The organism is Acinetobacter sp. ANC 4973, assembly GCF_002135275.1.
Classification (GTDB): domain Bacteria; phylum Pseudomonadota; class Gammaproteobacteria; order Pseudomonadales; family Moraxellaceae; genus Acinetobacter; species Acinetobacter kyonggiensis.
Window position 1 is genome coordinate 299,700 of the sequence record NZ_NEGM01000001.1, and the last position, 24,046, is coordinate 323,745.

21 protein-coding genes are annotated in these 24,046 nt (G+C 38.2%); 6 read left to right on the top strand and 15 right to left on the bottom strand.

Going from position 1 to position 24,046, the window contains the following annotated elements; all coding sequences use genetic code 11:
• Positions 1–4 precede the first annotated feature (4 nt).
• From B9T30_RS01475 to icd, 3 genes are all read right to left on the bottom strand, one after another.
• Positions 5–565 carry a M23 family metallopeptidase gene (locus B9T30_RS01475; protein ID WP_171264098.1) on the bottom strand — a complete coding sequence of 187 codons (561 nt, stop codon included), beginning with the start codon at positions 563–565 and terminating at the stop codon, positions 5–7.
• Between the two features lie 517 nt (positions 566–1,082).
• Positions 1,083–1,376 (bottom strand): hypothetical protein, encoded by a 294-nt coding sequence (locus B9T30_RS01480; protein WP_086183455.1) that lies wholly within the window; start codon positions 1,374–1,376, stop codon positions 1,083–1,085.
• A gap of 120 nt (positions 1,377–1,496) precedes the next feature.
• Positions 1,497–2,750, bottom strand: a complete 1,254-nt coding sequence (gene icd, locus B9T30_RS01485; protein ID WP_086183456.1) for an NADP-dependent isocitrate dehydrogenase — start codon at positions 2,748–2,750, stop codon at positions 1,497–1,499.
• Positions 2,751–2,945: 195 nt separating this feature from the next.
• Between icd and B9T30_RS01490 the strand changes: the two genes are divergently transcribed.
• Positions 2,946–3,767 (top strand): rRNA large subunit pseudouridine synthase E, encoded by an 822-nt coding sequence (locus B9T30_RS01490; protein ID WP_086183457.1) that lies wholly within the window; start codon positions 2,946–2,948, stop codon positions 3,765–3,767.
• A gap of 129 nt (positions 3,768–3,896) precedes the next feature.
• On the opposite strand, the gene B9T30_RS01495 is transcribed toward B9T30_RS01490, so the two are convergent.
• A complete protein-coding gene (locus B9T30_RS01495; protein WP_086183458.1) occupies positions 3,897–6,128 on the bottom strand; it encodes an NADP-dependent isocitrate dehydrogenase in 2,232 nt (743 codons plus the stop codon).
• Between the two features lie 792 nt (positions 6,129–6,920).
• Positions 6,921–8,624 carry a M61 family metallopeptidase gene (locus B9T30_RS01500; protein ID WP_086183459.1) on the bottom strand — a complete coding sequence of 568 codons (1,704 nt, stop codon included), beginning with the start codon at positions 8,622–8,624 and terminating at the stop codon, positions 6,921–6,923.
• A gap of 181 nt (positions 8,625–8,805) precedes the next feature.
• Between B9T30_RS01500 and B9T30_RS01505 the strand changes: the two genes are divergently transcribed.
• Both B9T30_RS01505 and B9T30_RS01510 read left to right on the top strand, forming a co-directional pair.
• Positions 8,806–10,116, top strand: a complete 1,311-nt coding sequence (locus B9T30_RS01505) for a D-alanyl-D-alanine carboxypeptidase PBP6B (RefSeq protein ID WP_086183460.1) — start codon at positions 8,806–8,808, stop codon at positions 10,114–10,116.
• A 325-nt stretch (positions 10,117–10,441) separates the two neighbouring features.
• A complete protein-coding gene (locus tag B9T30_RS01510) occupies positions 10,442–10,927 on the top strand; it encodes an FKBP-type peptidyl-prolyl cis-trans isomerase (RefSeq protein WP_086183461.1) in 486 nt (161 codons plus the stop codon).
• 148 nt (positions 10,928–11,075) lie between these two features.
• Here the strand turns inward: B9T30_RS01510 and rnk are convergent, their stop codons facing one another.
• The 3 genes from rnk to B9T30_RS01525 form a co-directional block, all read right to left on the bottom strand.
• Positions 11,076–11,480: a nucleoside diphosphate kinase regulator gene (gene rnk, locus B9T30_RS01515; protein WP_086183462.1), complete on the bottom strand. Its 405-nt coding sequence runs from the start codon at positions 11,478–11,480 to the stop codon at positions 11,076–11,078.
• Positions 11,481–11,645: 165 nt separating this feature from the next.
• Positions 11,646–12,899: a serine hydroxymethyltransferase gene (glyA, locus tag B9T30_RS01520; protein WP_086183463.1), complete on the bottom strand. Its 1,254-nt coding sequence runs from the start codon at positions 12,897–12,899 to the stop codon at positions 11,646–11,648.
• Between the two features lie 152 nt (positions 12,900–13,051).
• On the bottom strand, positions 13,052–14,290 hold the full coding sequence (locus tag B9T30_RS01525) for an alpha/beta hydrolase family protein (RefSeq protein WP_086183464.1): 1,239 nt from the start codon (positions 14,288–14,290) through the stop codon (positions 13,052–13,054).
• 679 nt (positions 14,291–14,969) lie between these two features.
• On the opposite strand from B9T30_RS01525, the gene B9T30_RS01530 reads away from it, so the two are divergent.
• The 3 genes from B9T30_RS01530 to B9T30_RS01540 all read left to right on the top strand — a co-directional run bounded on the left by B9T30_RS01530 (position 14,970) and on the right by B9T30_RS01540 (position 16,959).
• Positions 14,970–15,668, top strand: a complete 699-nt coding sequence (locus B9T30_RS01530; RefSeq protein ID WP_086183465.1) for an exonuclease domain-containing protein — start codon at positions 14,970–14,972, stop codon at positions 15,666–15,668.
• An 88-nt stretch (positions 15,669–15,756) separates the two neighbouring features.
• Positions 15,757–16,395, top strand: coding sequence for a hypothetical protein (locus tag B9T30_RS01535; protein ID WP_086183466.1), 639 nt, complete (start codon positions 15,757–15,759; stop codon positions 16,393–16,395).
• Between the two features lie 213 nt (positions 16,396–16,608).
• A complete protein-coding gene (locus B9T30_RS01540; RefSeq protein WP_086183467.1) occupies positions 16,609–16,959 on the top strand; it encodes a hypothetical protein in 351 nt (116 codons plus the stop codon).
• Between the two features lie 194 nt (positions 16,960–17,153).
• Here the strand turns inward: B9T30_RS01540 and B9T30_RS01545 are convergent, their stop codons facing one another.
• From B9T30_RS01545 to B9T30_RS01575, 7 genes are all read right to left on the bottom strand, one after another.
• Positions 17,154–17,372: a hypothetical protein gene (locus tag B9T30_RS01545; protein WP_086183468.1), complete on the bottom strand. Its 219-nt coding sequence runs from the start codon at positions 17,370–17,372 to the stop codon at positions 17,154–17,156.
• A 794-nt stretch (positions 17,373–18,166) separates the two neighbouring features.
• On the bottom strand, positions 18,167–19,327 hold the full coding sequence (locus tag B9T30_RS01550) for a tyrosine-type recombinase/integrase (RefSeq protein ID WP_086183469.1): 1,161 nt from the start codon (positions 19,325–19,327) through the stop codon (positions 18,167–18,169).
• A gap of 86 nt (positions 19,328–19,413) precedes the next feature.
• Entirely contained in the window at positions 19,414–19,839 is a 426-nt protein-coding gene (locus B9T30_RS01555; protein ID WP_086183470.1) for a DUF551 domain-containing protein, read from the bottom strand.
• Between the two features lie 176 nt (positions 19,840–20,015).
• A complete protein-coding gene (locus B9T30_RS01560) occupies positions 20,016–20,654 on the bottom strand; it encodes a hypothetical protein (protein ID WP_086183471.1) in 639 nt (212 codons plus the stop codon).
• Positions 20,655–20,739: 85 nt separating this feature from the next.
• Positions 20,740–20,979 carry a hypothetical protein gene (locus B9T30_RS01565; RefSeq protein WP_086183472.1) on the bottom strand — a complete coding sequence of 80 codons (240 nt, stop codon included), beginning with the start codon at positions 20,977–20,979 and terminating at the stop codon, positions 20,740–20,742.
• A 2-nt stretch (positions 20,980–20,981) separates the two neighbouring features.
• Positions 20,982–21,236 carry a hypothetical protein gene (locus B9T30_RS01570; protein WP_086183473.1) on the bottom strand — a complete coding sequence of 85 codons (255 nt, stop codon included), beginning with the start codon at positions 21,234–21,236 and terminating at the stop codon, positions 20,982–20,984.
• A gap of 71 nt (positions 21,237–21,307) precedes the next feature.
• On the bottom strand, positions 21,308–24,037 hold the full coding sequence (locus tag B9T30_RS01575) for a toprim domain-containing protein (RefSeq protein WP_086183474.1): 2,730 nt from the start codon (positions 24,035–24,037) through the stop codon (positions 21,308–21,310).
• Positions 24,038–24,046: the final 9 nt, after the last annotated feature.

Here is a 24,046-nt window from a genome sequence, read left to right on the forward strand (position 1 = left end):
ATCTTTAAGAAGATGGTGCTAAATATGGATAAGGGTTGACTGCTCCTTGTCCATTTAAATAAATTCCATAGTGCAAGTGTGGTGGGGTCGTTTTAGCATTGCCTGTATTGCCCACATAACCAATCACCTCACCGACTTCAACCCAATCACCCTGTTGAATTTGGTCAGCATAATCATTCAAATGTGCATAATAATGACGGCTTAAATTTGGGCCAACAATCCAAACCACTTTCCCACCTAAATCATCGGTGCCTACACGAAGCACAATCCCTTGTGTTGCACTTAAGACAGCGGTTCCTCGCTTGGCAAAAATATCAATACCTTCATGTTTTCTACCGCCACTACGTGCTGTACCCCAAGTATCTTGTATTTGCCGAGTTTTAATATTTTCAACAGGCATTGCAAGCGGTGAAGACAACTCCATTTGTTGTAATTGTATAAATAAAATTGGGTAACGAATGCCTGCGGCTTCACCTGATGGTGGTGGCTTACAGCCTGTCAATAAAACAGTTATCCCTAGAAAAAAGATGGATAAACAAAATATTTTTAATTTTTTAAACATCATTTATTTGCAGCTATTATTTTAAATGAACACTGTTTAATCTTATTTATCAAATACAATTCTTAATAGGTATTTTCTGTAATGCTACTCTTTATTCAATACTCTCAAATTGAATATAAGCTTTAAAACTTTCGCTACTTTTAATTTAAGCAGTCGTTAACTCGCATTTAAAAAAATACAGAGCACATTTATAAAATTATAAGCAAAGAAATTAAACTTCTTTCACTAGTTGTTTTTTAATCAAAATAACGTGTTCATCAAACTAAAAATAAAAATAAATTTTAGCAGGTGTTGAATCCATGGGATCATTAAATTGGACAGTACGAGCTAATTCTGATTAACCCGAATCTTGTTTAAGCCAATGCTTCGCTAATTTTGATCGTTGGCTTATTTGGGTGACAAAACTGATAGGCACATAATGAGGCATCAATATCTGCCAAATAGCCTTCAATACTTCTCGCTTTAGTCGTCACCAAATAATATTTCCCTTTGCAGTAAACCAAATAAAGTTTGATTTATTTTAGCGCTCTTTTGTTATACGGTATGCCTCTTGGGCAATTGCTAAACTTTTCTTTTTTCCTTCTGCTGTTTCCGCAATTTCGTTGGAAGTTCCATTTGTTGTCCGTTGCTGATAAGCGGAATTTGATTGATTTTGTATGCGTTGCTCACGCTGAAAATTAGCATCTACTGTTGTGCCAGCACATGGCTTAGACTGATATATCGTTGCACCTTTATTATTACATTTATAAACAGTACCGGCCTGTGTTAAGAATGGCATTCCTAACAATATAAAGATCGCCCAATTGTAGTTCATTATTATCCCCTTTAATTATGATGACTAAAATATCATCATTTTTCTAAATCACTAGCTTCACGCTTATAAAAAACCCGCAATAAATACGGGCTGTCATCAGTTGAATTAAACTATATATGCTTATTCCATGTTATTAATGATTGCTTGACCAAACTCTGAACAACGTAACAAAGTCGCATCAGGCATTAAACGCTCGAAGTCATACGTTACCGTTTTCGCAGTAATCGCACCAGCAATACCTTTGATGATTAAATCAGCAGCTTCAGTCCACCCCATGTCACGAAGCATCATTTCAGCAGAAAGAATAATAGACCCAGGGTTTACTTTGTCTTGACCCGCATATTTAGGCGCAGTACCGTGAGTTGCTTCATAAACTTGGATCGCACCACCGATATTTGCACCAGGCGCGATACCGATACCACCTACTTCAGCTGCAAGTGCATCCGAAATATAGTCACCGTTCAAATTAAGTGTCGCAATAACAGAGTAATCAGCTGGACGCATCAAAATTTGCTGCAAAAATGCATCGGCAATAACATCTTTAATGATGATCTTTTTGCCTGTTTTAGGATTCTTAATTGTGACCCATGGCCCACCATCAAGAAGTTCACCACCGAAACGCTCAAGTGCGACTTCATAGCCCCATTCTTTAAACGCACCTTCGGTGTACTTCATAATGTTGCCTTTGTGAACTAAAGTCACGCTTGGCTTATCATTATCAATCGCAAATTGAATTGCTTTACGTACAAGACGTTGAGTCCCTTCTTTAGATACGGGCTTGATACCAATACCACAGTTCTCTTCGAAACGGATTTTAGTCACACCCATTTCTTCTTTCAAAAATTTGATTACTTTTTTAGCTTCAGGAGAGTCAGCTTTCCATTCAATACCTGCATAAATGTCTTCAGAGTTTTCACGGAAGATCACCATGTCAGTCAGTTCAGGATGATGAACTGGTGAAGGAACACCTTCAAACCAACGAACTGGACGCACACAAACATAAAGATCCAATTCTTGACGTAAAGCTACGTTAAGTGAACGAATACCTCCACCCACTGGAGTCGTTAATGGGCCTTTAATAGAAACAACAAATTCACGCAGTGCATCAAAAGTTTCTTCTGGCATATAAGTACCATAGATTTTGTCTGCTTTTTCGCCGCAATACACCTCCATCCATTCGATCGAGCGTTTGCCAGCATAAGCTTTTTGCACCGCAGCATCTACCACCGCTTTCATCGCTGGTGTAATATCCACACCTATACCATCACCTTCAATAAAAGGAATGATTGGATTATTCGGAACATTGAGTGACAAATCTGCGTTTACGGTAATTTTGCTACCATCCACAGGAACTGCAATCTTTTGATAACCCATTGTACAACTTCTCCGTTTGTCGCTGGCGAATCTAAAAAATAATTGCCAATAAGCAATACTTTCAACTGTTCTTAACGCATAATATCCTAATCTAGATTCAGTATTTTTGAGATTTATATGAGAAATAACAATATTTCTCGATTAAATAATACTCAACGTTTCCAAATTTAATCATTAGCAAAGTAGTTATTTTCTATGAAAATCGTCATTCTTAATAAACCTTATGACGTTCTCTCCCAGTTCCGTGCCGATGAGAAACATCAAACCATGGCTGATTTTACTCAAGATCCTGACTTGCGTATTGCAGGTCGTCTTGATTTAGATTCAGAAGGCTTAATGTTCTTAACGGATCATGGTGGTTTGAACCAGTTCATTACCAATCCAGCCAGCAAAAAGTTTAAAACTTATGTGGTTCAGGTTGACGGCGACATTACGGAGGAAGCTTTAGAGCAACTTCGTAAAGGCGTTGAACTTAAAGACGGTATCACCCTGCCAGCTACAGCTCAAAAAATTGATGAGCCAGATTGGTTATGGGAACGTACTCCGCCAGTTCGTTTTCGTACATCTGTTCCAACATCTTGGGTAGAAATTTCAATTTGTGAAGGTCGTAACCGTCAAGTACGTCGTATGACCTCTGCGGTAGGCTTCCCAACTTTACGCTTAATTCGTACCCAAATTGGTACAATTAGTATTGTAAAACTTGGCTTACAACCGGGTGAGCAAGTTGAAATTGAACCTTTACTTTATCCTGACTTTAAAGATGTTCCTGCGGACAAACCGTATGAAGGTCGTTCTTTTGCGAAAAAGACCACAACCAAGAAACAACATTTCTCGGTTGCTAAAGATAAAGCACGTGAAGAACGTGGTGAAACACCTTTTAAAGGCAAGAAAAAAGCTGGTGGTGGTACTACACGTATTTGGCAAATGGATGATGCAGATAAACCACGTCGTAAAACCAATGGTACGACACGTCCAAATACGAAAGCACCTCGTGGTAGAGGACGTAATGGTCGTTAAGATTTAGTTAAAATCAATTATTTTTTGATGAAAATTAAAATCTTAAAAATTAAGAACAATAAAAAGCCGGTGCATATACACCGGCTTTTTTACATCACCGACTAAATCGTCGGCTTTGTATGATCATACTTAAACAGTTACAAGCGCTGCGTTTAAAGTCGCACTTGGACGCATTACAGCATTCACTTTCTCTTGATCAACGGCATAGTAACCACCGATGTCAACTGACTTACCTTGAACGGAAGCAAGCTCAGCAATGATTTTGTCTTCATTTTCAGCCAATACTTTCGCAAGTGGAGCAAACTTCGCTTTCAACTCAGCATTTTCATCCTGCGCAGCAAGCTCTTCAGCCCAATACTTAGCTAAATAGAAGTGGCTACCACGGTTATCAAGCTCACCCGTACGGCGCGATGGTGACTTGTCGTTGTCAAGTAACTTACCTGTTGCTTGATCAAGCGTTTTCGCCAGCAATTTCGCACGAGCATTGTCTTCTTTAATGCCCATTTCTTCTAAAGAAACCGCAAGCGCCATGAACTCACCAAGTGAATCCCAACGTAAGTGATTTTCTTCCACTAACTGCTGAACATGTTTCGGAGCTGAACCACCCGCACCCGTTTCATACATGCCACCACCCGCCATTAACGGAACGATAGACAACATTTTCGCAGACGTACCCAATTCCATAATTGGGAACAAGTCAGTCAGGTAGTCACGTAGGATGTTACCCGTTACTGAAATCGTATCAAGACCACGTGCTACACGCTCAAGTGTGTAACGCATCGCACGAACTTGTGACATGATTTGAATGTCGAGACCTGATGTATCGTAATCTTTCAAGTACTCTTCTACTTTCTTGATCAATTCATTTTCATGTGGACGGTACGGGTCAAGCCAGAAGATCGCAGGCATACCAGAGTTACGTGCGCGATTTACCGCAAGTTTCACCCAGTCACGGATCGGGGCATCTTTCACCTGACACATACGCCAAATGTCGCCTTCCTCAACGTTTTGAGTCATCAACACTTCACCAGTTTCAAGATCAGTGATATTCGCGATACCCGCTTCAGCGATTTCGAAAGTTTTGTCGTGCGAGCCGTATTCTTCAGCTTTTTGCGCCATCAAACCAACGTTAGGTACAGTACCCATGGTTTTCGGATCGAAGTTGCCGTTCCATTTACAGAAATTAATCATTTCTTGGTAGATACGCGCGAAAGTCGATTCAGGCATCACTGCTTTACAGTCGTATTGCTTGCCATCAGCGCCCCACATTTTACCGCCACCACGAATCATTGCAGGCATAGAAGCATCTACAATCACGTCGTTTGGTGAATGGAAGTTGGTAATGCCTTTCGCAGAATCGACCATTGCTAACGCAGGACGATGCTCCTGACATGCATGAAGATCTTCAATGATTTCTTCACGAAGAGAAGTAGGCAAAGTTGCGATTTTTTCATAAAGACCCGACATACCGTTATTAACGTTGATACCCAACTCGTCAAATAACTTACCGTGCTTCTCAAATGCTTCTTTGTAATAGATTTTCACACAATGACCGAATACGATCGGATGTGAAACTTTCATCATGGTCGCTTTCACGTGTAACGAGAACAAGATGCCCGCTTCGCGGCAATCTTCAAGTTGCTTCTCGTAGAAATCGCAAAGTGCTTTTTTGCTCATGAACATCGAATCGATGATTTCACCGTCTTTCAATGCAACTTTTGGCTTAAGAACAACCGTTTCACCACTCTTTGTGATGAGTTCCATCTTCACATTGCGCGCACGGTCAAGTGTCATTGACTTTTCACCGTGGTAGAAGTCACCTTCTTCCATGTGTGACACATGAGTCTGTGACCACTGCTTCCATTCGCTCATTGAATGCGGGTGTTTCTTAACGTAGTTCTTGACTGCAGCAGGAGCGCGGCGGTCAGAGTTACCTTCACGTAGTACAGGATTCACAGCCGAACCTAGACACTTGCTATAACGTGCTTTGATCGCTTTTTCTTCTTCAGTGGCTGGGTTTTCTGGATAATCAGGAATAGCATAGCCTTTAGACTGAAGCTCCTTAATACACGCCATCAATTGACCAACAGAGGCACTGATATTTGGAAGTTTGATGATGTTCGTATCTGGATCTTGCGTAAGACGACCTAGCTCTGCGAGAGTGTCAGGCACTTTTTGTTCGTCGGTTAGGAAGTCTGTGAATTCTGCGAGTACACGTACGGCCACGGAGATATCGCTTTTAACGATTTCGATGCCAGCCGGTTTAGTAAAGGTCTCAATGATCGGCAGCAGTGAGTAGGTCGCCAATAGTGGCGCCTCATCGGTCAATGTGTAAATGATTGTTGACTTTCCACCAGCCATATATAGCCCCTTGCTTTGGATTGAGTTTGTTAGGACTAAGCTTTTGACTCAGCCCTGCGAACCGGTTTGCTTAAATAAAATATTTAAAGTATTGGTGCTGATTGCACCTCAGTCAAAACAATATCTTTTCATATTGCTGTTTGGCTGATAAATTTATACGCATCAGTGTTGTTCACCAATGCTGATATTCTACTTGAAATTTCGTCTTTTTTCGAATATGAGCAGTCCTAGACTGTCTCTTTGACTGTATCGACGCACTTCATTACCCAAGTGCTAGTTTAGGGTCTTTATGACATAAAATATATATTTATCAATATTTTAATAGATTTACACCCCATAAATATGATTAAAATTTCACCAGACCAATTTACTGATTTACAAACCAATTACTTGGAACATGTTGGGTATCATGGAAATAAATCACCTATTAGGAAATAGGATGCAAATTTCCGTCCTGATCAGCCAAAAAAGTTATCATGGTGAGGGATGCTTTCCTCACTATGAGGTTGCACTTAATTGAAAGGCTTTGGAACAATAAGCATTAGTGTGACATCACCTGCGAATCTAAAAATCTTCAATTTCAACACATTTAAAGCAATGCCTTACCCTTGCCCCATAGCTTGTTATCAACATACTTTGACTACTCTTAATCAGATACATAAAAACCATCTTTTTGTAAGGCTGCTAAGTTTCTTTTTAAAGCTAATCTATATTTATAAATTTTTATATCTACTTCTCATAAAAAACCGATGCCTAAGCATCGGTTTTACATGACTTCAAATCGTTAGAAAATTAAGCTTTCAGCCACTTTTCCGCTTTCACTTGATCTTCAACTTTCAATTCAACTGTGGTTAAGTTAATTGCACCACCCGAAAGTTCAAACTGCATCAACTCATCACGGCGGAATACATACACAGTGAAAGTACCTTCCTGCTTTGCATATTGCTCAAGAAGTTTTTCAGTGGCTTTTAAACCATCAATGGCAATAATCACATCATTGGCAGAAAGACCCGCTTGAGCTGCAACACCATCACGTCGTGTACTTTGAACCAGTACACCTTCAGGTTTATCAGCAACTTTTAACCCATATGGCAAAGTTTTGTCATTTTTCAAGGTATAACTTAGACCAAACTCAGGGAACAACTGATCAAGCGGCAATTCATCTGTCGTGTTAATCAGGTGATTAATTTGCTCTGCCCAATATTGACCTGTCAGCGCTTTACACAAATCAAAAATAGTTCGCTCACTGACTTGAATGCCATTTTGTGCATTTTCATACAGCTTACGCATTAAGGCATCTAAACTTGAACCACGTAAACGCAAGCCCAGATCTAGACACAATGCAACTAAACAACCTTTGTTGTAATAGCTGGTTCCTGCATTATTTGAATTTTCATCCTGACGATAAAATTTCACCCACGCATCAAAACTAGACTCAGAAACGGTCTGAACAGCTCGACCTGGATTTTGTAAATAACGATCAATTTGCGCTTTTAATAACTCAATATAAGACGCTTGATTCACCACACCACTGCGCAGCAAAATCAAATCATCATAGTACGAAGTAAAACCTTCAAAAATCCACAATAAAGAGGTATAGCCTTCTTTGTTTAAATCATAATTGACAAAGTTTTCAGGACGAATAAATTTCACCAACCATGAATGAAAATATTCGTGGCTGCATAAACCTAAGAAACGTTGATAATCTTTAGATGGCTCAATCGGCTCATCTGCTTTAGGTAAGTCATCACGTGGCGTAATGAGACTGGTACTGTTCGGATGTTCTAAACCACCATAACTATTACCTGTCGCCATGGTCATAAAGGTGTAATTTTCAAATGGTGCAGAACCAAACATTGCAATCTCTGTGCTACAGATTTTTTCAATATCTTGTTTCATCCGTTGTTCGTTCATGGCATGTTTGCCTGAAACCACAAACTCATGTGCAATTCCATTCGCTTCAAAACTAAAACGCGTTTGATCTGCCAGTTCAAATGGACTATCAATCAACTGTGCATAGTTTTTAGCTTTTAAGGTATGACGACCTTTAACCAAGCTTTGATGCGCTAAGCCCGTAGCCAATTGGAAGTGTTTCAGTTCATTTGGAAGGAAGACTTCAACCTCGACTTGATTCTCTTCCTGACCTTCAAGCCCCAAACATGCACATGCTGGATTCACATATAAACGGTTCTGGTCAACATAAGCACCACGTACTGACAGGTCATATGCATAAACATCATATTCCACGGTAATCAGTTCAAAATCGGTATTAAATAAACGCCATTTATTTTTTTCAAATTTGCTTATTTGCAGCATACGCCCATCTTCATCATAGGCTTTAACAGACTCAATATGCTTTGAAAACTCACGAATCAGATAGCTTCCAGGAATCCAAGTCGGCAACGAAAGCACCTGTGTTGGAATGGCAACAAAACGTAAAGTGACATGAATTAAATGCTGACGATAATCGTCAAATTCGATTTGATAATGCAACATAATAGGCGATTCAAAATGTGAAAAAGGTAACTTATCAATGAGCTTAGCATTTTTTTACAAAGCAATGCTGAACTGTCGCAATTGTCTACAATTCTGACTAGCCATTCAGCAAAAAAAGGCATAGCATTCGCAAGATTTTTTGCATTTTAAAGTCAACGGATTGGCAAATAAAGGAACATCATTGAAAGCTGTTATCTACCTCATCGCATCACTTGGTTTATTGTGCTCCACAATAGTCAATGCCACATTACTCAATCTGGTTCCAGAAAGCGTTGAAGCTCAGGCTTGGACCATTATTGATACTCAGTCAGGGCAAGTCATTGCTGAACAAAATAGTCATGTTCAACGTGCCCCAGCCTCGCTGACTAAAATGATGGTGGCTTACATCACGTTAAAAGAACTTCAGGCTGGTCATTTACGTAAAGATGAGGTCTTAACTGCAACACCTGTGGTTAAAATGGTGATGTGGGATGAATCACAGATGTACCTAAAAGAAGGTGAGCAAATTTCAGTCGATCAACTTCTTGCAGGCTTAGTGGTGATGTCTGCCAATGATGCTGCTGTGACTTTAGCAGAACGTATTGCTGGGAATGTTCCAAAATTTATTGAACGGATGAATAAAGAAGCTCAAGCTCTGGGAATGAAAGACACTCACTTCCAAAATCCAGCAGGCATTAGCATGCCTGAACATTATTCAACCGCAGCAGATTTAGCGCTGTTAGGACAAGCCCTAGTTACACAAACACCCGATTATTTAAATTACTCAAAACAACAAAGCTTTTCCTACAATAATCGCTTTCACCATGCCACAAATAGATTGTTAAAATTAGACCCAACCGTAGATGGCTTAAAAACAGGATTCACTAAAGCTGCGGGTTATAATCTCGCATTAACTGCAAACCGCCCAACAATGAATCCAGACACGCCTGAACGTCGCTTAGTGGTTATTGTCCTAGGGGCAGCGAGTGCAGCCAAACGTGCCGAAGTTGCCTACAACCTCATGAATATGGGCTATACCTATACCCGTAATGAAGTTGCAATTAAAGACAAACAACTGATTGCAGAATTACCGGTCATCAAATCTACGTTAAAAATGTTTAAATTAGAAACGACTAAACCGCAAATTATTACCACGTCTTTATATGACCAACCTTTTGCGATTGATTTAAAAACCTATGACACAACCAATCAACGTATTATGTTGAATACAGGCAATGGTACGATTCAAACCATTGACCCCTTACAAGAAACAAAAACCCACTTAAATGTTGAAATCAACGAAAAATTACTCACTGCACCTTTGGCCAAAGTGATGCAATTAGCCACCGTACAGGTGTATCAAAACAACCAATTGATTCGAACCATTGCCATTGAAGATGATGTACACATTGAAGAAGCCAATTTTTTTCAAAAAATTGCCCTTTGGTTTAAACAACTTTTCAGTTTTTTTTCTAGCGATGAAATAGAAGTTAAAACATATCCTTTAGGATAATTAAGATCAATGTCTTAATTTTATACAATCTGTATAACTATTTTAAATGTAATAAAAAGAAGATGGCTTATTAGATGTCATCTTCTTTTTTTGTGCTCAAAATAACACATCGGTTAAAAATAAATGATCTTCACTCAATAGCTAAAATATTGTCACAAGAAAAATCACTCAGAATGATAAAATTGCATTGAAATTTAAAAAACCGTCCCTATTATTAAAAAAACGCCATAAAAACGCGGAAAATGCAATTTTTTGCTAAATATAGTCTACAAAATTTGCTTTTCACTTTATGATGTACCCTTAAAAAATTGAATGGATCAATGACATGACTGCTATTATTGCAAATGACCTCGTGGTTTCTTTCCACTACACGTTGACTAACGCAGAGGGCGAAACTCTCGACCAATCACAAGGTGAGCCACTTGCATATTTACACGGTGCAGGTAACATCATCCCAGGTTTAGAAAATGCTTTATTAGGCAAAACTGTTGGTGAAAAATTCACTGTAAACGTTCCTGCTGCTGAAGGTTATGGCGAATACAACCCAGACCTAGTACAAGAAGTTCCTGCGCAAATGTTCCAAGGCGTAGATAACATCCAAGCAGGTATGCAGTTCCAAGCTCAAACGGATGACGGTGTTCAAATCGTTACAGTTAAAGCAATCGAAGGCGACAACATTCTTGTTGATGCAAACTTCCCACTTGCTGGTCAAGATTTAACTTTTGAAGTTGAAATCATTGAAATTCGTGAAGCATCTGCTGAAGAATTAGAACACGGTCACGTACACGGCGCTGGTGGTCATCACCACTAAGATCGGTACAGATCAAAAAAAGGCAAAGTTTTTACTTTGCCTTTTTTATTATTTAAAACACTCTTTCTCATGCTTACTGCATCATTTTTATATGATCAATATTTATAAAAATACTATGTCTTCTAAACAACATTTCATAAATTTAAGCTTATAAATAATCGCCTTCGCGTTCTGGCTGATACAACACTTTTTCAATCTTAACTTTCATTAAATGACCATCAGGTTGTGGCCATTCAATTTCTTGTCCTTCGGCCAAGCCAAGAATAGCTGCACCGACTGGAGCAAGAACATTCACTTGACCTTTATCACCGCGAAAATCATGTGGATAGACCAAAGTAATTTCCGTAGATTCACTCGCTGGTGCAATGGTAATACGCACACGAGCATTCATGGTCACTACATTTTCTGGGACATCTTGTGGAGCAACAACATCCGCACGTGCAAGTTCATCTTCAAGATGCTGCATGGTCGGACTGAGTTTAGATTGATGTTCAAGCATGGTTTCTAAACGCTGAAGATCTTGTTGTGAAATAATAATTGTTGGTTTAGCCATTTACCTGATTCCTTTGAAAGAAAGATGTCATTACAGCAACAGCAAAATGATTTATATCTTTTATGAAGTATTATTCTGTTATAGCAGAAATATGTGATTTGAAAAATATGACTTTTAAACATCTATAAAAAAAGCCCCCTTGAGGGGGCTTTCTCAAGTCGTTACTTATTTTGCATAAACTGGAAATTTAGCACAAACAATTTCAACTTTCGCTCTAGTCGCGTTAATTACAGCTTCGTCGCCTTTCGCATCTAAGATGTCAGCGATCCAGCCTGCCAAGTCACGAACTTCAGCTTCACCAAAACCACGAGTGGTTACAGCTGGCGTACCAATACGGATACCTGAAGTCACGAACGGAGAACGTGGGTCATTTGGTACAGCATTTTTGTTCACAGTGATGTGAGCAGCACCTAACCATGCATCTGCTTCTTTACCAGTCACATCTTGTTTAATGAGTGACAATAAGAATAAATGGTTTTCAGTACCACCAGATACAATATCGTAACCACGTGCGATTAATACTTCAGCCATTGCTTTAGCATTTACCACAACTTGTTTTTGATATTCTTTGTATTCAGGTGTCATTGCTTCTTTAAAGCAAATTGCTTTCGCTGCAACCGCGTGAACCAATGGGCCACCTTGGTTACCAGGGAATACCGCTGATTGTAATTTTTTCTCGATTTCTTCGTTTGCTTTCGCAAGGATTAAACCAGAACGTGGACCACGAAGTGTTTTATGCGTAGTCGTTGTAGTTACGTCAGCAATTTGTACTGGGCTTGGGTAAACACCCGCAGCAACTAAGCCAGCAACGTGAGCCATATCTACAAATAGGTAAGCGCCAACTTTGTCCGCGATGTCACGGAAACGTTGCCAGTCAACAATTTGGCTATAAGCAGAGAAACCAGCAACGATCATACGTGGCTTGTGTTCTACTGCTAAACGCTCAACTTCTTCATAATCAATTTCACCAGTTTCGGTGTTTAAACCGTACTGAATCGCATTATATGTTTTACCAGAGAAGCTAACTTTTGCACCGTGAGTCAAGTGACCACCGTGAGCCAAGCTCATACCTAAAACGGTATCGCCTGGGTTAAGCAACGCCAAGTAAACAGCTGAGTTAGCTTGTGAACCAGCATGTGGCTGAACGTTTGCATAATCTGCACCGAAAAGCTCTTTAGCACGGTCAATTGCCAATTGTTCGATGATGTCTACATATTCACAACCGCCATAGTAGCGTTTGCCTGGGTAGCCTTCTGCATATTTGTTGGTAAGTTTTGAACCTTGAGCTTCCATCACTGCTGGAGAGCAATAGTTTTCAGAAGCAATCAGTTCGATGTGCGCTTCTTGGCGAGCATCTTCCTGTGTGATTGCTTGCGCGATTTCTGGGTCAAATTCAGCAATTGAGATATTGGCAAACATTAGCGAGGTCCTATAAATTAGGGCTTTTAAGCCGTGCTAAGATTGGCGCGTATTGTAGCATGAAGTTTATAAATTTCGAGAATGAACTTTACTCAGTTTTAAATAAAAAAGCTCATGTAAATACAAACATGAGCTTTTTAGGTCAAATCAAGTTATGGAGTTGGTATTGTTGCTGGCATCATCTTTTGAACATCAATAACAAACTGATCTAAATTTTCCAGATAAACACTACTGTGAGTCCATTTTGCATCTGGTTTATATTGAATTATTGTACCTTTAGCTTCAGCACTTGCTCTCAGTAAATCAGTTGCTGCTTTTGGTACAGTCGCATCTTGTCCACCTTGATAAATAATAACAGGCTGATTTAGCTTCACTGTACCGGGTTGTGAGTCTTTTATTAAGAAATTATTAATCACAGGTATAGACATAAAGTTATCCTGCTTTCGTCCATAGCCACTCAAGGAACCCGAATGCTCAGGTAGTGCAATATAATCTGTCATTCCTTTCAACAAGGCTTCCCTAACAGAATCTAAACACTCTGTTTCTGCAATAGGTGCAATTTTTGCAGTATCTGCTTTAAAAACGTCAGCATAACTGACCGAAACCTGATGCCCTTGCATTCCAGCAACAATTAAAGAAGTAAATGCATCTAAAGGTGGCAGAGCTTGGATCTGCACACCTACAGGTTGATCTTTTACAGCATTTTCTCCTCCTTGCAATATTGCAGCAAGGTTTGATGCAGGTGCAATTGCAATTGTACCCTTGTAATCGAGCTGCGCTCTAGAAGCATATTGTGCTGCACCCAATGCAGCATGACCACCTTGCGAATGACCTATTGTCATCCATTGTGGAGCAACTTTCTTACCTTGACGACGTAGGTAATCATGTGTGGCGACTACAGCATCAGTAATGGAAAAAGCTTCACTTTTTAAATTAAGAAATGGATGATTACCCTCTGCTCCTAACCCCTCATAATCTGGAGCAACCACCACATAACCTGCTAATAATAATTTTGTCAGCAGAAGTTGAGATTCCTTTAAGCCCTGCTGACTAGGTGCACACTTATCTGCAACACCCGTTGTACCATGCGCCCAAACCACAATCGGCCAGCCATTTGCAGGTGCAGCAGTTTTAGGGGTAAAAACTAAAGACGTTGCTTGAACTTCTTTGCCATTTACACCCAACATTTTATACGTCATCAGCTGACTGTCTGCAGCGACTAGAGACATACCATCCTGCGTATAAGCAGTCACACTTACGACTGGATTTTGAATATTATTGGCAGATTCATTATTAGGAGAGGTAAAGACTGAATCACCATCTCCACTACCACATGCAGTTAACAGCATGACCGAACTACTCATGAACACTGTAAGCAATGTTTTTTTCATGTTTGCACTTCCTTATACGTTTTTTGTTGTGATGATTTAAATAAAATAATTACTTTTATTTTTCAATTTCAGACTAAATACATTATTTTAAAACAAGGTAAAACACAATAGTACTAAGGTGTTGATTTTTTAAATTATTATTTCTTAATATTACAAATACCCAATAATATCAATTCAATAAAATATTTTTTAATAGAAAAGCTAAGCACCTCAAAATGTTCGAATATTGTATCTTTTAAGATCAACACAATATTATTTGAGCCGTATTGTTGCATTAATTTTGCATAGACAATAATTCTACTTTTAAAAGGTCAATAAAGAAGAATATTCCTCAAAGCACAAACCATTATTTTGGCTAGGATTAATCCCCCATACAGCATATTTGAAAAAATTGCAGACATTAGGAATATCTTGCTTAAACATACAATATTTTATGATTTCAGATCGTGACTAGAAGACTATAGATAGCATCTAAGGCATGAAATAAATGAGTCATGAAATTGGCTTTTATATCTATAAAAAGTCTTATTTTCAGTAATAAATTAAAACAAGCGCATTTAAACAGCATCTTTAGGCAGAAATAATCAGGAATAATCCAAAGTTGATGTTTTCAGTTTGTACCAAGGCATTTGAAAGTGTTAAATTTATTTAAAATTTCGCTACGATTATGGACTAGGTCATGCAAGCAATTATTCTCGATACAGAAACCCATACTTTAAATGGACAGCCCATTGAGATTGCTTATGCACCGATTCAAATCCATGATGGCAAACTTACGCTAGATAAAAGCCAAATTTTCGACCAGCTCTATCGTGTCGATGAACCGATTTCTTATGCAGCAATGGCTGTACACCATATTTTAGAATCCGAGTTGGTCGATCAACCCCACTATACCAGCTTCAGCCTTCCACAGGACACAACGTATATTATTGGTCACAATATTGATTACGATATTCGTGCACTTGAAAAATGTGGTGTAGATACCTCCAAAATTAAAGCCATTTGCACACTTGCCCTTGCACGTTTAGTTTGGCCAGATGCCGAGGCACATAATATTTCTGCACTCATTTATATGATTACCAAAGGCAGTGCAAAAGCCCGCGACATGATTAAAAAAGCGCACCGTGCCGATATGGATATTATTTTAACAGCAAATATTTTAATGCATGAAATACATCATTTAAAAATTCAAACCATTGAAGAACTCTATACAGCATCCGAAGATGCACGTATTCCACGCACCATTAATTTTGGTAAACACCGTGGCACAGCCATTACCGATTTACCCGCAGACTATATGCAGTGGTTACTTCGTCAGGAAGATCTAGACCCTTACTTACGTAAAGCAATAGAAAATGCCAAGATCGTGACTTTATAATCTTTTGATTTGTAATATTTTTTACATAATATTGTCATGATCAACTCATACAATCTGCCTTAATTTATTGCGGGGAGTAAATTAAGGTATGTCTCAATATTACAAAACTGATTTGGGCATTGAAAGTTTAAAACAGCGTTCAATGAATCTAAATGCTCGCCAACGCAGACTGTTACTGCTTATTGGTACAGATGATTTTGACCTCCTCGATGAACAATTCAAGCATCGGATTGCACCGTCAGAAGTTCTATCACAATTAATAGATATGGGATTAATTGCTCCTTCAATTCAACACCCTATTGAAATACCAGAACCCACAACACTGCTCGATACTAAAATTAAAACCAGCCTTCCACTGCAAACAACGAATTCTATTCAAGAGAAGTTAGCTGAACCCATCACCACAACGACTATCACACCAGTTAGCTCAGACATTGCTCATACCCACTCTAGGGCAACAGAACTACAACATGACCTAGATGTAACTTTAGAAGAATTAAACTTTGAGCAAGTAAAACATTTGATGGCTCAACTGCTACAACAAAACTGCGGTTTAATGGGCAAACAATTGATGAATCGCATTCTAAACAGTCATGATTTACGCAGTTTAAAATTGTGTCAAATGCAATGGATCACAGAGTTGCAAGAAAGTCGCATTCGACCTCACCAATTAAATCATTGCTTAAAACAAATCAATTTTTCGCTACAAAAGCTAAATGCTTCGTAAAAAATTAAGAGTATTTTTGTGTTTTACCAGTCATTTAAGCTCTAATTTTTTTACGTTATATTTTTATTTTATTTTTAAAAAACAATGCTATTTAATTTATTATTTAGATATTCAATTACCCTTAAGCCATATCATTTATCATACTAAGACTTTTGTTCAATGGTGCATATTTTCCAAAAATTACATACATTTAGTATTTAAGGGGAAATGAATATGAGTGCTCTATATTATTTAGACTTTCATCCAGCCGACAACCCAATGTACTTAAAAAAATTAGGTAATTGGGTGATTACTTTTTTAAGTTCTCAGGATGAAGTGGCGAATATCCAACTGGCAATTACCAGTGTGTTGCCTCGTCAATTAAGTGATAATTTACAACCTAGCCGAATTATTATTCATCAAACAGAACGCGATAATCGTTGGTTAATTCAACAAATTGAATGTTATAACAGCCTAGATGGCAAAGATAAATTATTAAGCTGTCATGATAAAGTCGGCAAACAAGTCATTCAAAATTTGATTCAAGAATTTAATAAATATGATGTAGAGGTAAACTTATTGTGATTTTTAATTTTAAGCTCACATCGATGGGGTTTTTTATTACGGATACTTTTTTAGTACGCATATATGGTGAATAAAATAAAATGCACCCTTCAAATTAGACTAAAAGTGCCCAACTTTCGAGGTACAGTTTATTTAAGTGAAGTTTTAGATCTGATGCTTTCATTCGAACAAACCACATATTTAACAAAAATTATTTATTCAATAACACGATAAATACTGTCCGAATGTCGACTTTCAAAGAGTAATTCAATACTCGGTTGAATCGTTTCACCATTCACCACTATATGTTCAATCCTTTGAAAAAGTGACAGATTATTCGCTTCAGCATGTTCAGGAAGATCCCGAAGTAATGCTAGTGCTTCATGAATGTTACTAAATTGATCTTTCACTTTTAATTCAATCACTTCAGTCATATGTTTTTCTCGTCTTATTTTACTCAATGGACCTTTTTATAACACAAGTTCTTGCGTGAACATGGTCTAGAGTTGTTAGATTTCTTGGCAATGTAATGTTTTATAAACAGAGAAATCATATTTACTTCGGCTATTTTCAAATAAAAAATGAAGCAATAATTCAATATAGTCTCAGCGATCTACTACACTCACAGACCATTTTAATTAAGAAAATATTTCTAACGCAATTAAGAAAGCCCGCATTTCTGCGGGCTTTTATGTTGGAAGGCTAGTGCTGATTTCTTGTTCAACCCTAAGGTTGCAAACTCAACGAGCTGTCATTGATCCGTCCAACTACTTCGTAGCATCTTCACGACCTACTGTAGGTTTAATATAGAACTGAAAAGTATATTAGGCAAGTGTGCTCAACATTTATACACATCAATCAAATAAAATTCTAATTGAATTAAAGCAAATTTATGAAATACGAGATGTATAAACTAAAAAGGATATAAAAATGAAAATTGAATGAATACATTTCTTCTATTTTAGAATTTAGATTTTTAAAAATTGGTACGGCCAGCGGGACTCGAACCCAAGACAATATTATTACTTTGATCATATAATTTAATAACTTAGGTAATTAGCCTATTAAAAATATGCTTAATATGGGAATGGAATGCATAAAATCACGCTTTCATGCATATAAGATGATATGGAGTAATAAAGTAAGGTATAAAAAAAGTGCCTATAGAATTAGGCACTTAGATAATTAATTGAATGTAATAAATAGAGTAATAATAAAGTAATTTAAATTACAGGTTAATGTAATTATTGATCTTGGTTAGATAGTCTGGAATATCTTCTGCAATAAGTTTTCCATAATGTTTATAGATCATAGATGTATCGCTATGGCCAAGCTGGTCTGCGATCCACTCTGGTGGCACCTGTCCGGATGATAATAGCTGGCTAGCAAAGGTATGTCTGCCCTGGTTAATTCCACGATATCTAACATTCGCTTTTTTTAAATGCCTTTTCCAGATGTAGCGAAGTTCATAATAATTAAATGGTCGATCGTATTCATTATTAATCCATACGAAATGCAACCGTTCCTGCTTATGGGTTCGATTATCACGTTGCAATACATTCACGACTTGGCTGTAGCGGTTACCAGTGACCGCATATTGTCTACGTAGTGCCTGAATCGCTGGCTGTAATAGTTTAATTTCGCGCTTTCTACGTCTATTCTTAGTGACTTTATATAACCCTTTAACATGGTTTCGATTGACTTGAATTGTGCCTTTTTCCAGGTCTATGTCTTCCCATGCAATGGATATCTGCTCTGAAATTGAAAGACCAGTCCAAAATATACATGGCAGTAAATTTTGAATATCTGAACCAGATATTGTCCCCAGAATGATAGAAATTTCTGTTTTGGTAAATGGATCTGGTTCAAGATTATCAAGCTGCTTAATGACAATGGTTTCAAATGGGTTATACGAAATTTTATTTTCCTGTCGCCATAAATCATGAATAGATGCAAGGCGTGTAACCACTTCGCGGATGGTCTTTGGAGCCAATATTTCTTTCAGAATATTTATCCATTTTTTTACAGCCACTGTATCAATATCTTTTGGGTGAATTTTACCCCAGCGTGGTATGACATGATTTTTGATGTGACTGGTATAGCCATCGTATGTACTAGGTGCAACTTCCCAGCGGATCAGTTCTTTGTATTGAGCTATGTAGTAGGACATTTGATTCTTTTTCAAATGTTTTGACTGTGGGAAGTGTTTAGCTAAATTAAATTGGTCGAGTTCAATTTCAAGTTTAATCAGACCTGCCAGTTTTTTGGCTTTATCAGTGTTTTCTGGGGTAAATGGCCAATTCAATGTTTCTTTTATTGGTGGTTCTGTGGAGATGGGTTTCATCCAAATCCGCATGCTTTTACCACGGATTTCTAGTCCTGCAGACATAAGTAGACCTACATTTAAGTATTTAAATTATTGAGGATATTTTAGAGGAACGCACCACCAGACGGAGGTGCGTTAGAGGTGCGCTATTAGATAAACGGAAGTTCTTCAGGGGGGCTGATTAAAGGCATCCAATGAGTTATTACATGCTCAAAATGAGAGTTAATCCACAAACCTTCTCCACAATATGTAGCGATTTTAATGTTTGGATCACCATGTGGTTTTTCATGAGCAAAAGGCCTGTAAGTTAAAACCTTTTGGCCCTGCTCCGGCATACGTTCATTTACATCGATCCATTGCATTACTGCTTCAGCTTTAGATGCTTTCCAAAAACGCCACAGTTGGTACGCTTGGGTTTTCATCCACCAAACTTTGCCATCTTCCACAATGATGTAATCAAAAAGATTGGTATTCGTGTATGAATCAGCCAATACCTCAACAATGTACATCTTCAGGCATTCTTTTTTGAATTCTTCAATTTCAGCAACTAATGCTTCGTTTTTTTGAATATGCATCACGCCACCTCAATCCAGATTCAAATTTTCAACAAAGTCCAATGCAAATGCATAACAGTCTTCTTTGTTTTTGTTTTCAAATTGAGGTTCGTGGTTTATATAAATTCGGTAATTACCATCATTCATAACAACCAGCTCAATAAAATACTCTGAGAAATTCCAATAATTTAGAACCATCACGCCACCTGCATATTTTTATATTGAGCGATTGTTTCATTTAACTTTTTGATGCCATCGAGTCCATCTTTGCGAATGATTTTTTTGACAAAGTTAAATTCTTTTAAACATTCATAGTCTGTAAAACCAGTGCAGCATGTCAGCATTGCATTACTTCGTACCCGTTCAAAACCAACTGGGACATCAGCAAGTAAAATTGCATTCAGTTCTTCATTAATACCTTTCCAGCGCGTTTTTAGCCCATGGCCACGATTGACAGCTAAAGTACTTCCAAACTTGAACTCATTAAATGACATTTTTGGCATTTGAAATTGAACTGGTACAGTCATTACTTCGTCGATTTCGGCATTGTAATAGTGGCTATCTATTCCCAACTGCCATTCCTGATCTAAAGGAATTAAAATATTTTTAAGGCAGATAATTAAATCACCGTGATAAACAGAATACGCAACATGCTCTGGTGTCATTTCTGCATCTTCTAAACCCGCTTCTTCTCGATAGTCATCTACTACTGTATTCACCTCATCGACACAGAATGACATGCTAAGTTTGTAGGGGCCTGCTGCTGCAATTTGCTGTTGTGCTTTAAGCTCGGCTGCGCGTTTTGCTTTTAAAGCTAAGAGTTTATTTTTGTTCATTGGTTTTCTCCAAGCATGAAAATTAGGGAAGAAACGAAACATGTAACGATCAGGTTTATGAACAAAGCATTTTTAAAATTAAAGCTCATGGGGTTTGCTCCTGCTCATAACTATTTAGAGCATCGGCACATGCTTCTTCAGGTGTTGAACCTTGTCCTCGTAATAAAACTTTCCGATTAGTATCTTGTTCACGTGCATTGCTACATACCCAAATCATCCATTCCGTGTAACGCGTATAAGCTAGTTCAAAGTAGCAATAGTGATTTGTTTGAAGCATCTCTGCATGAATAGCCATGACTTTTGATAAATTCGTTTGCTCAGACATGATTAAGCTCCTAAAACTGCAGTACTTGGGATGTTGGCAATGACAAAAGTCTGGCGGATTGCCCAGCGTTTACGGTGTTCAATGTCATAGGTTGAAAGTGGTATCGAATGTTTAAAGTTTGATTGGCGTTTAAACTGGACATGCGGATGCGTCTTTTTCATTTTGAAAAAGTTCGGGTGGATCTGATCCGGTGTAAGTACTGCAGTTGAAACAGTAGTTTCAGCCTGAGCATTTTGTGGGTTAGAATCGTGTTGCATTGTTTAGTCCTCCGACTGGGTGATGTAGCACAGCTTTGAGTTACAGCTCTTAGCTGTGCGCTAGTAAAAAATTAATCTCTGTTTGCCATTGGCCTTTCAAAAATCCAGCAGCGTTTGGTTGAACTGGTGATTTTGCTTTGAATAGCTTTATTGGCTTCAATAAAGCGGTAGTGCAAGCTGTGTCGTAATGCATTTTGAAGTTCATTCACGTCTGGTAATGAATAGCGATAATCCGCTGCGACTTTATATAAATGGGCAAAATTGATGGCGAATACATCTGATTTTGCCGAGTGATTGACCACACTTTCACAATGCTGAGGATTGGTAATAGCATCTTCCATTTCCTCAACAGTGTTCCAAAAGTTTTGAACAATCACTGAATCAGATTTAAGAACCTTGTCTCGGTTTTGCGCCATTGCTAGTAATTCAGCATGAACTTGTTGCTGGATCTGCTCTGGTACTTCAATCACGTGTTGGCACATTGCATCGAATAGCGCCATCAATTGGGCATGGTTATGCACCACACGTGAACTTTGAATGTTGTGCTGTTCTTGGTGTAAAAATACATCGTGCTTTTGAAGGTTAAAGCTATAAGCTTCCAGTACTGCTTTTTCTTTGTTTAAACACTTCAAAATGAATTGGCTAACATTCTCAGGTTCGTATTTTGAAAGTCTGCGTGATGCATAAAGACTATTTTTAGTCAGTTGATCTTTATAAAATTTGACATGAACGATACGCCCCATAACAGCTTCAGATGCTAAAACTTCAGCATTTTGGCTAATGATGAGTGTGCCCATAAATGGTGGTTCATAAGTCTCATTCCCCCCATTTTTTACGCCTTGAGCACCTAGCGATCCACCGTCATACAATGTTTTTAGTGTGTCCCAGTTAAATTGCTTTGCAGCAGATTCCCCTTCACGATCTGATTCGATCAAAACGACTGGTAAGTTTGAAACTTGTCTAAAAGTACGAGTTAAACCAGCTTTAGAAGTTTTACCTGGATTTGGATCTACACCTTCATAATTGATACGGCCAAAAAGTTTCCATAAAAATTGTAAAAGTGTAGTTTTACCTGTTCCTGGTTCACCTACCAATTCTACAAATGGAAAGGACTTATGCATTTGACGGATCTGCTGAGCATACAAACTACCGAAGAAGGTCGTGAGTGCCAATAAGCCTTTTACACCATAAGCCCCTATTAGGTTTGTAATCCAAGCATTTTGGTAATCGGTTTGATTGGCATTGATGTCTAAAGTAAATGGTGCACGGCTTTTTAAATTGATATTTTTTGGCAGTTCGAAATAGTCTTCATTGTTCATTTTGAACTGTTTGCCATTTTGGTAAGCCAATTCACCCAAAACATAGGTTTTCAGTTCGTTGTGATAGCCAACATAATTAATGAGCTGGACACGTTTAATGTCTTCAATCCATCTTTCTAATAAACGGTCGAGCTGTGTTCCACTCCCGGTGTAAACCACACCCGGTGCAACCGCCAGTAAACGTTTTTTAAATTCTGACGCTGCAGCAAGTTGTGAACCGGTAAATGTATTTTTTACAGAATTCTGATTCCTTGGAAAATCAATGTTGAAGTAATACCAAGCTTCATCTGTTTCATCGCTGTACTGGTAATACAAAGCTGTCGGTTTACAGTTCACAATTTTGGTGACGTTTGCTGCAGCTTGTAATGCTGCTTCACGACGATCTGCCAGTGCCTTTTCTTTTTCATCCTCTAACCAGTCTTTATTGTCCTTATCTTTGTCCTCAAAATTGATGTCCTTCATGTACTCATCGTACTTGTCGTTATCCAATTTGAACCAATAGACCTGATTGTTAAAATCGAAAGGAAAAGTTTTATTACCATTGCGCTTGTAGATAAGTATTGCTTTATCCACAGGTTTTTCGGCAATAAGTAAAGCTCCGTAGTACTTGTAGGTCTCAAGGTCAGTAAATTTTAGGCGGTCTTGTTTATAGAGGTCATTCCAGTCATTCTTTTTACGTCCAGCTGGCGGTAATGCAGCTTCGCATTCGAATCCATCTGCAATCGCTTTTTCAATGTTATGAAAAACTCCGTCATGGCCAGCTTTGTCGTTATCGAATGCCCAAACCAATTTTGGTAATGGCTTATTCCCTGCAGCAATGCATTTTTCTTTAATGCTATTTAAAAAAATAGATGGGTAATAACCAGAACCTGCAGATAAACAGCTAAAACTTGTAATGCCCGATAACCATAATGCAATGGTGTCAAATATGCCTTCAGTAATCCAAATTTCTTTAGATTCGATATAATTTGTGTTTGGCGTTAACCATGAATGGCCCTGTGACTTCCAACCTTTTTTAAAGGTATTTTTTGGCAATACGCCCTGCTCATCTAAAATACGTTGCCACCAACCATGATTACCATCTTCATCGGTGATCGGAAAACGTAACGTGGTTGAACCTATATTTAGTTCAAAATCTTTATAATATTCTTGCGAATATAGGCCTTTCAGCCGATCGACTGGTAAGCCACGGCCTTCGACAAGATAAGCATCTACGGTTTTTGTTGGGTTTTCTGCTGTCGGGGTGAAACGCTTTTCCCATTTTTCGAATAAGTCTGGGTAAATGTCACGGATATAAGTTGTTTCGCCACATTTATTATTCCGTGGACAGTGAATCACCCACGGTGATTCAAGACTGGCCCAAGCTTCTTTTTTTGAACAGCTTGGGCATTTACCCAAGCGTAATTTATCGCCACGTTCTTTAAATTCAAACTCTTGTATTAAGCGTTCGACAACCAAAGCTTGAGTTTCGGGAAACATCATTTAATTAAA

Excerpts from the sequence above, each read along its gene's own strand:
- icd (WP_086183456.1), bottom strand. The coding sequence starts at position 2,750 with ATGGGTTATCAAAAGATTGCAGTTCCTGTGGATGGTAGCAAAATTACC.
- glyA (WP_086183463.1), bottom strand. The coding sequence starts at position 12,899 with ATGTTTGCCAATATCTCAATTGCTGAATTTGACCCAGAAATCGCGCAA.
- B9T30_RS01570 (WP_086183473.1), bottom strand. The coding sequence starts at position 21,236 with ATGCAACACGATTCTAACCCACAAAATGCTCAGGCTGAAACTACTGTT.
- B9T30_RS01475 (WP_171264098.1), bottom strand. The coding sequence starts at position 565 with ATGATGTTTAAAAAATTAAAAATATTTTGTTTATCCATCTTTTTTCTA.
- B9T30_RS01525 (WP_086183464.1), bottom strand. The coding sequence starts at position 14,290 with ATGAAAAAAACATTGCTTACAGTGTTCATGAGTAGTTCGGTCATGCTG.
- B9T30_RS01545 (WP_086183468.1), bottom strand. The coding sequence starts at position 17,372 with ATGACTGAAGTGATTGAATTAAAAGTGAAAGATCAATTTAGTAACATT.
- B9T30_RS01575 (WP_086183474.1), bottom strand. The coding sequence starts at position 24,037 with ATGATGTTTCCCGAAACTCAAGCTTTGGTTGTCGAACGCTTAATACAA.
- B9T30_RS01495 (WP_086183458.1), bottom strand. The coding sequence starts at position 6,128 with ATGGCTGGTGGAAAGTCAACAATCATTTACACATTGACCGATGAGGCG.
- B9T30_RS01550 (WP_086183469.1), bottom strand. The coding sequence starts at position 19,327 with ATGTCTGCAGGACTAGAAATCCGTGGTAAAAGCATGCGGATTTGGATG.
- B9T30_RS01540 (WP_086183467.1), top strand. The coding sequence starts at position 16,609 with ATGAGTGCTCTATATTATTTAGACTTTCATCCAGCCGACAACCCAATG.
- B9T30_RS01560 (WP_086183471.1), bottom strand. The coding sequence starts at position 20,654 with ATGAACAAAAATAAACTCTTAGCTTTAAAAGCAAAACGCGCAGCCGAG.
- rnk (WP_086183462.1), bottom strand. The coding sequence starts at position 11,480 with ATGGCTAAACCAACAATTATTATTTCACAACAAGATCTTCAGCGTTTA.
- B9T30_RS01480 (WP_086183455.1), bottom strand. The coding sequence starts at position 1,376 with ATGAACTACAATTGGGCGATCTTTATATTGTTAGGAATGCCATTCTTA.
- B9T30_RS01530 (WP_086183465.1), top strand. The coding sequence starts at position 14,970 with ATGCAAGCAATTATTCTCGATACAGAAACCCATACTTTAAATGGACAG.
- B9T30_RS01500 (WP_086183459.1), bottom strand. The coding sequence starts at position 8,624 with ATGTTGCATTATCAAATCGAATTTGACGATTATCGTCAGCATTTAATT.
- B9T30_RS01555 (WP_086183470.1), bottom strand. The coding sequence starts at position 19,839 with ATGCATATTCAAAAAAACGAAGCATTAGTTGCTGAAATTGAAGAATTC.
- B9T30_RS01490 (WP_086183457.1), top strand. The coding sequence starts at position 2,946 with ATGAAAATCGTCATTCTTAATAAACCTTATGACGTTCTCTCCCAGTTC.
- B9T30_RS01510 (WP_086183461.1), top strand. The coding sequence starts at position 10,442 with ATGACTGCTATTATTGCAAATGACCTCGTGGTTTCTTTCCACTACACG.
- B9T30_RS01535 (WP_086183466.1), top strand. The coding sequence starts at position 15,757 with ATGTCTCAATATTACAAAACTGATTTGGGCATTGAAAGTTTAAAACAG.
- B9T30_RS01565 (WP_086183472.1), bottom strand. The coding sequence starts at position 20,979 with ATGTCTGAGCAAACGAATTTATCAAAAGTCATGGCTATTCATGCAGAG.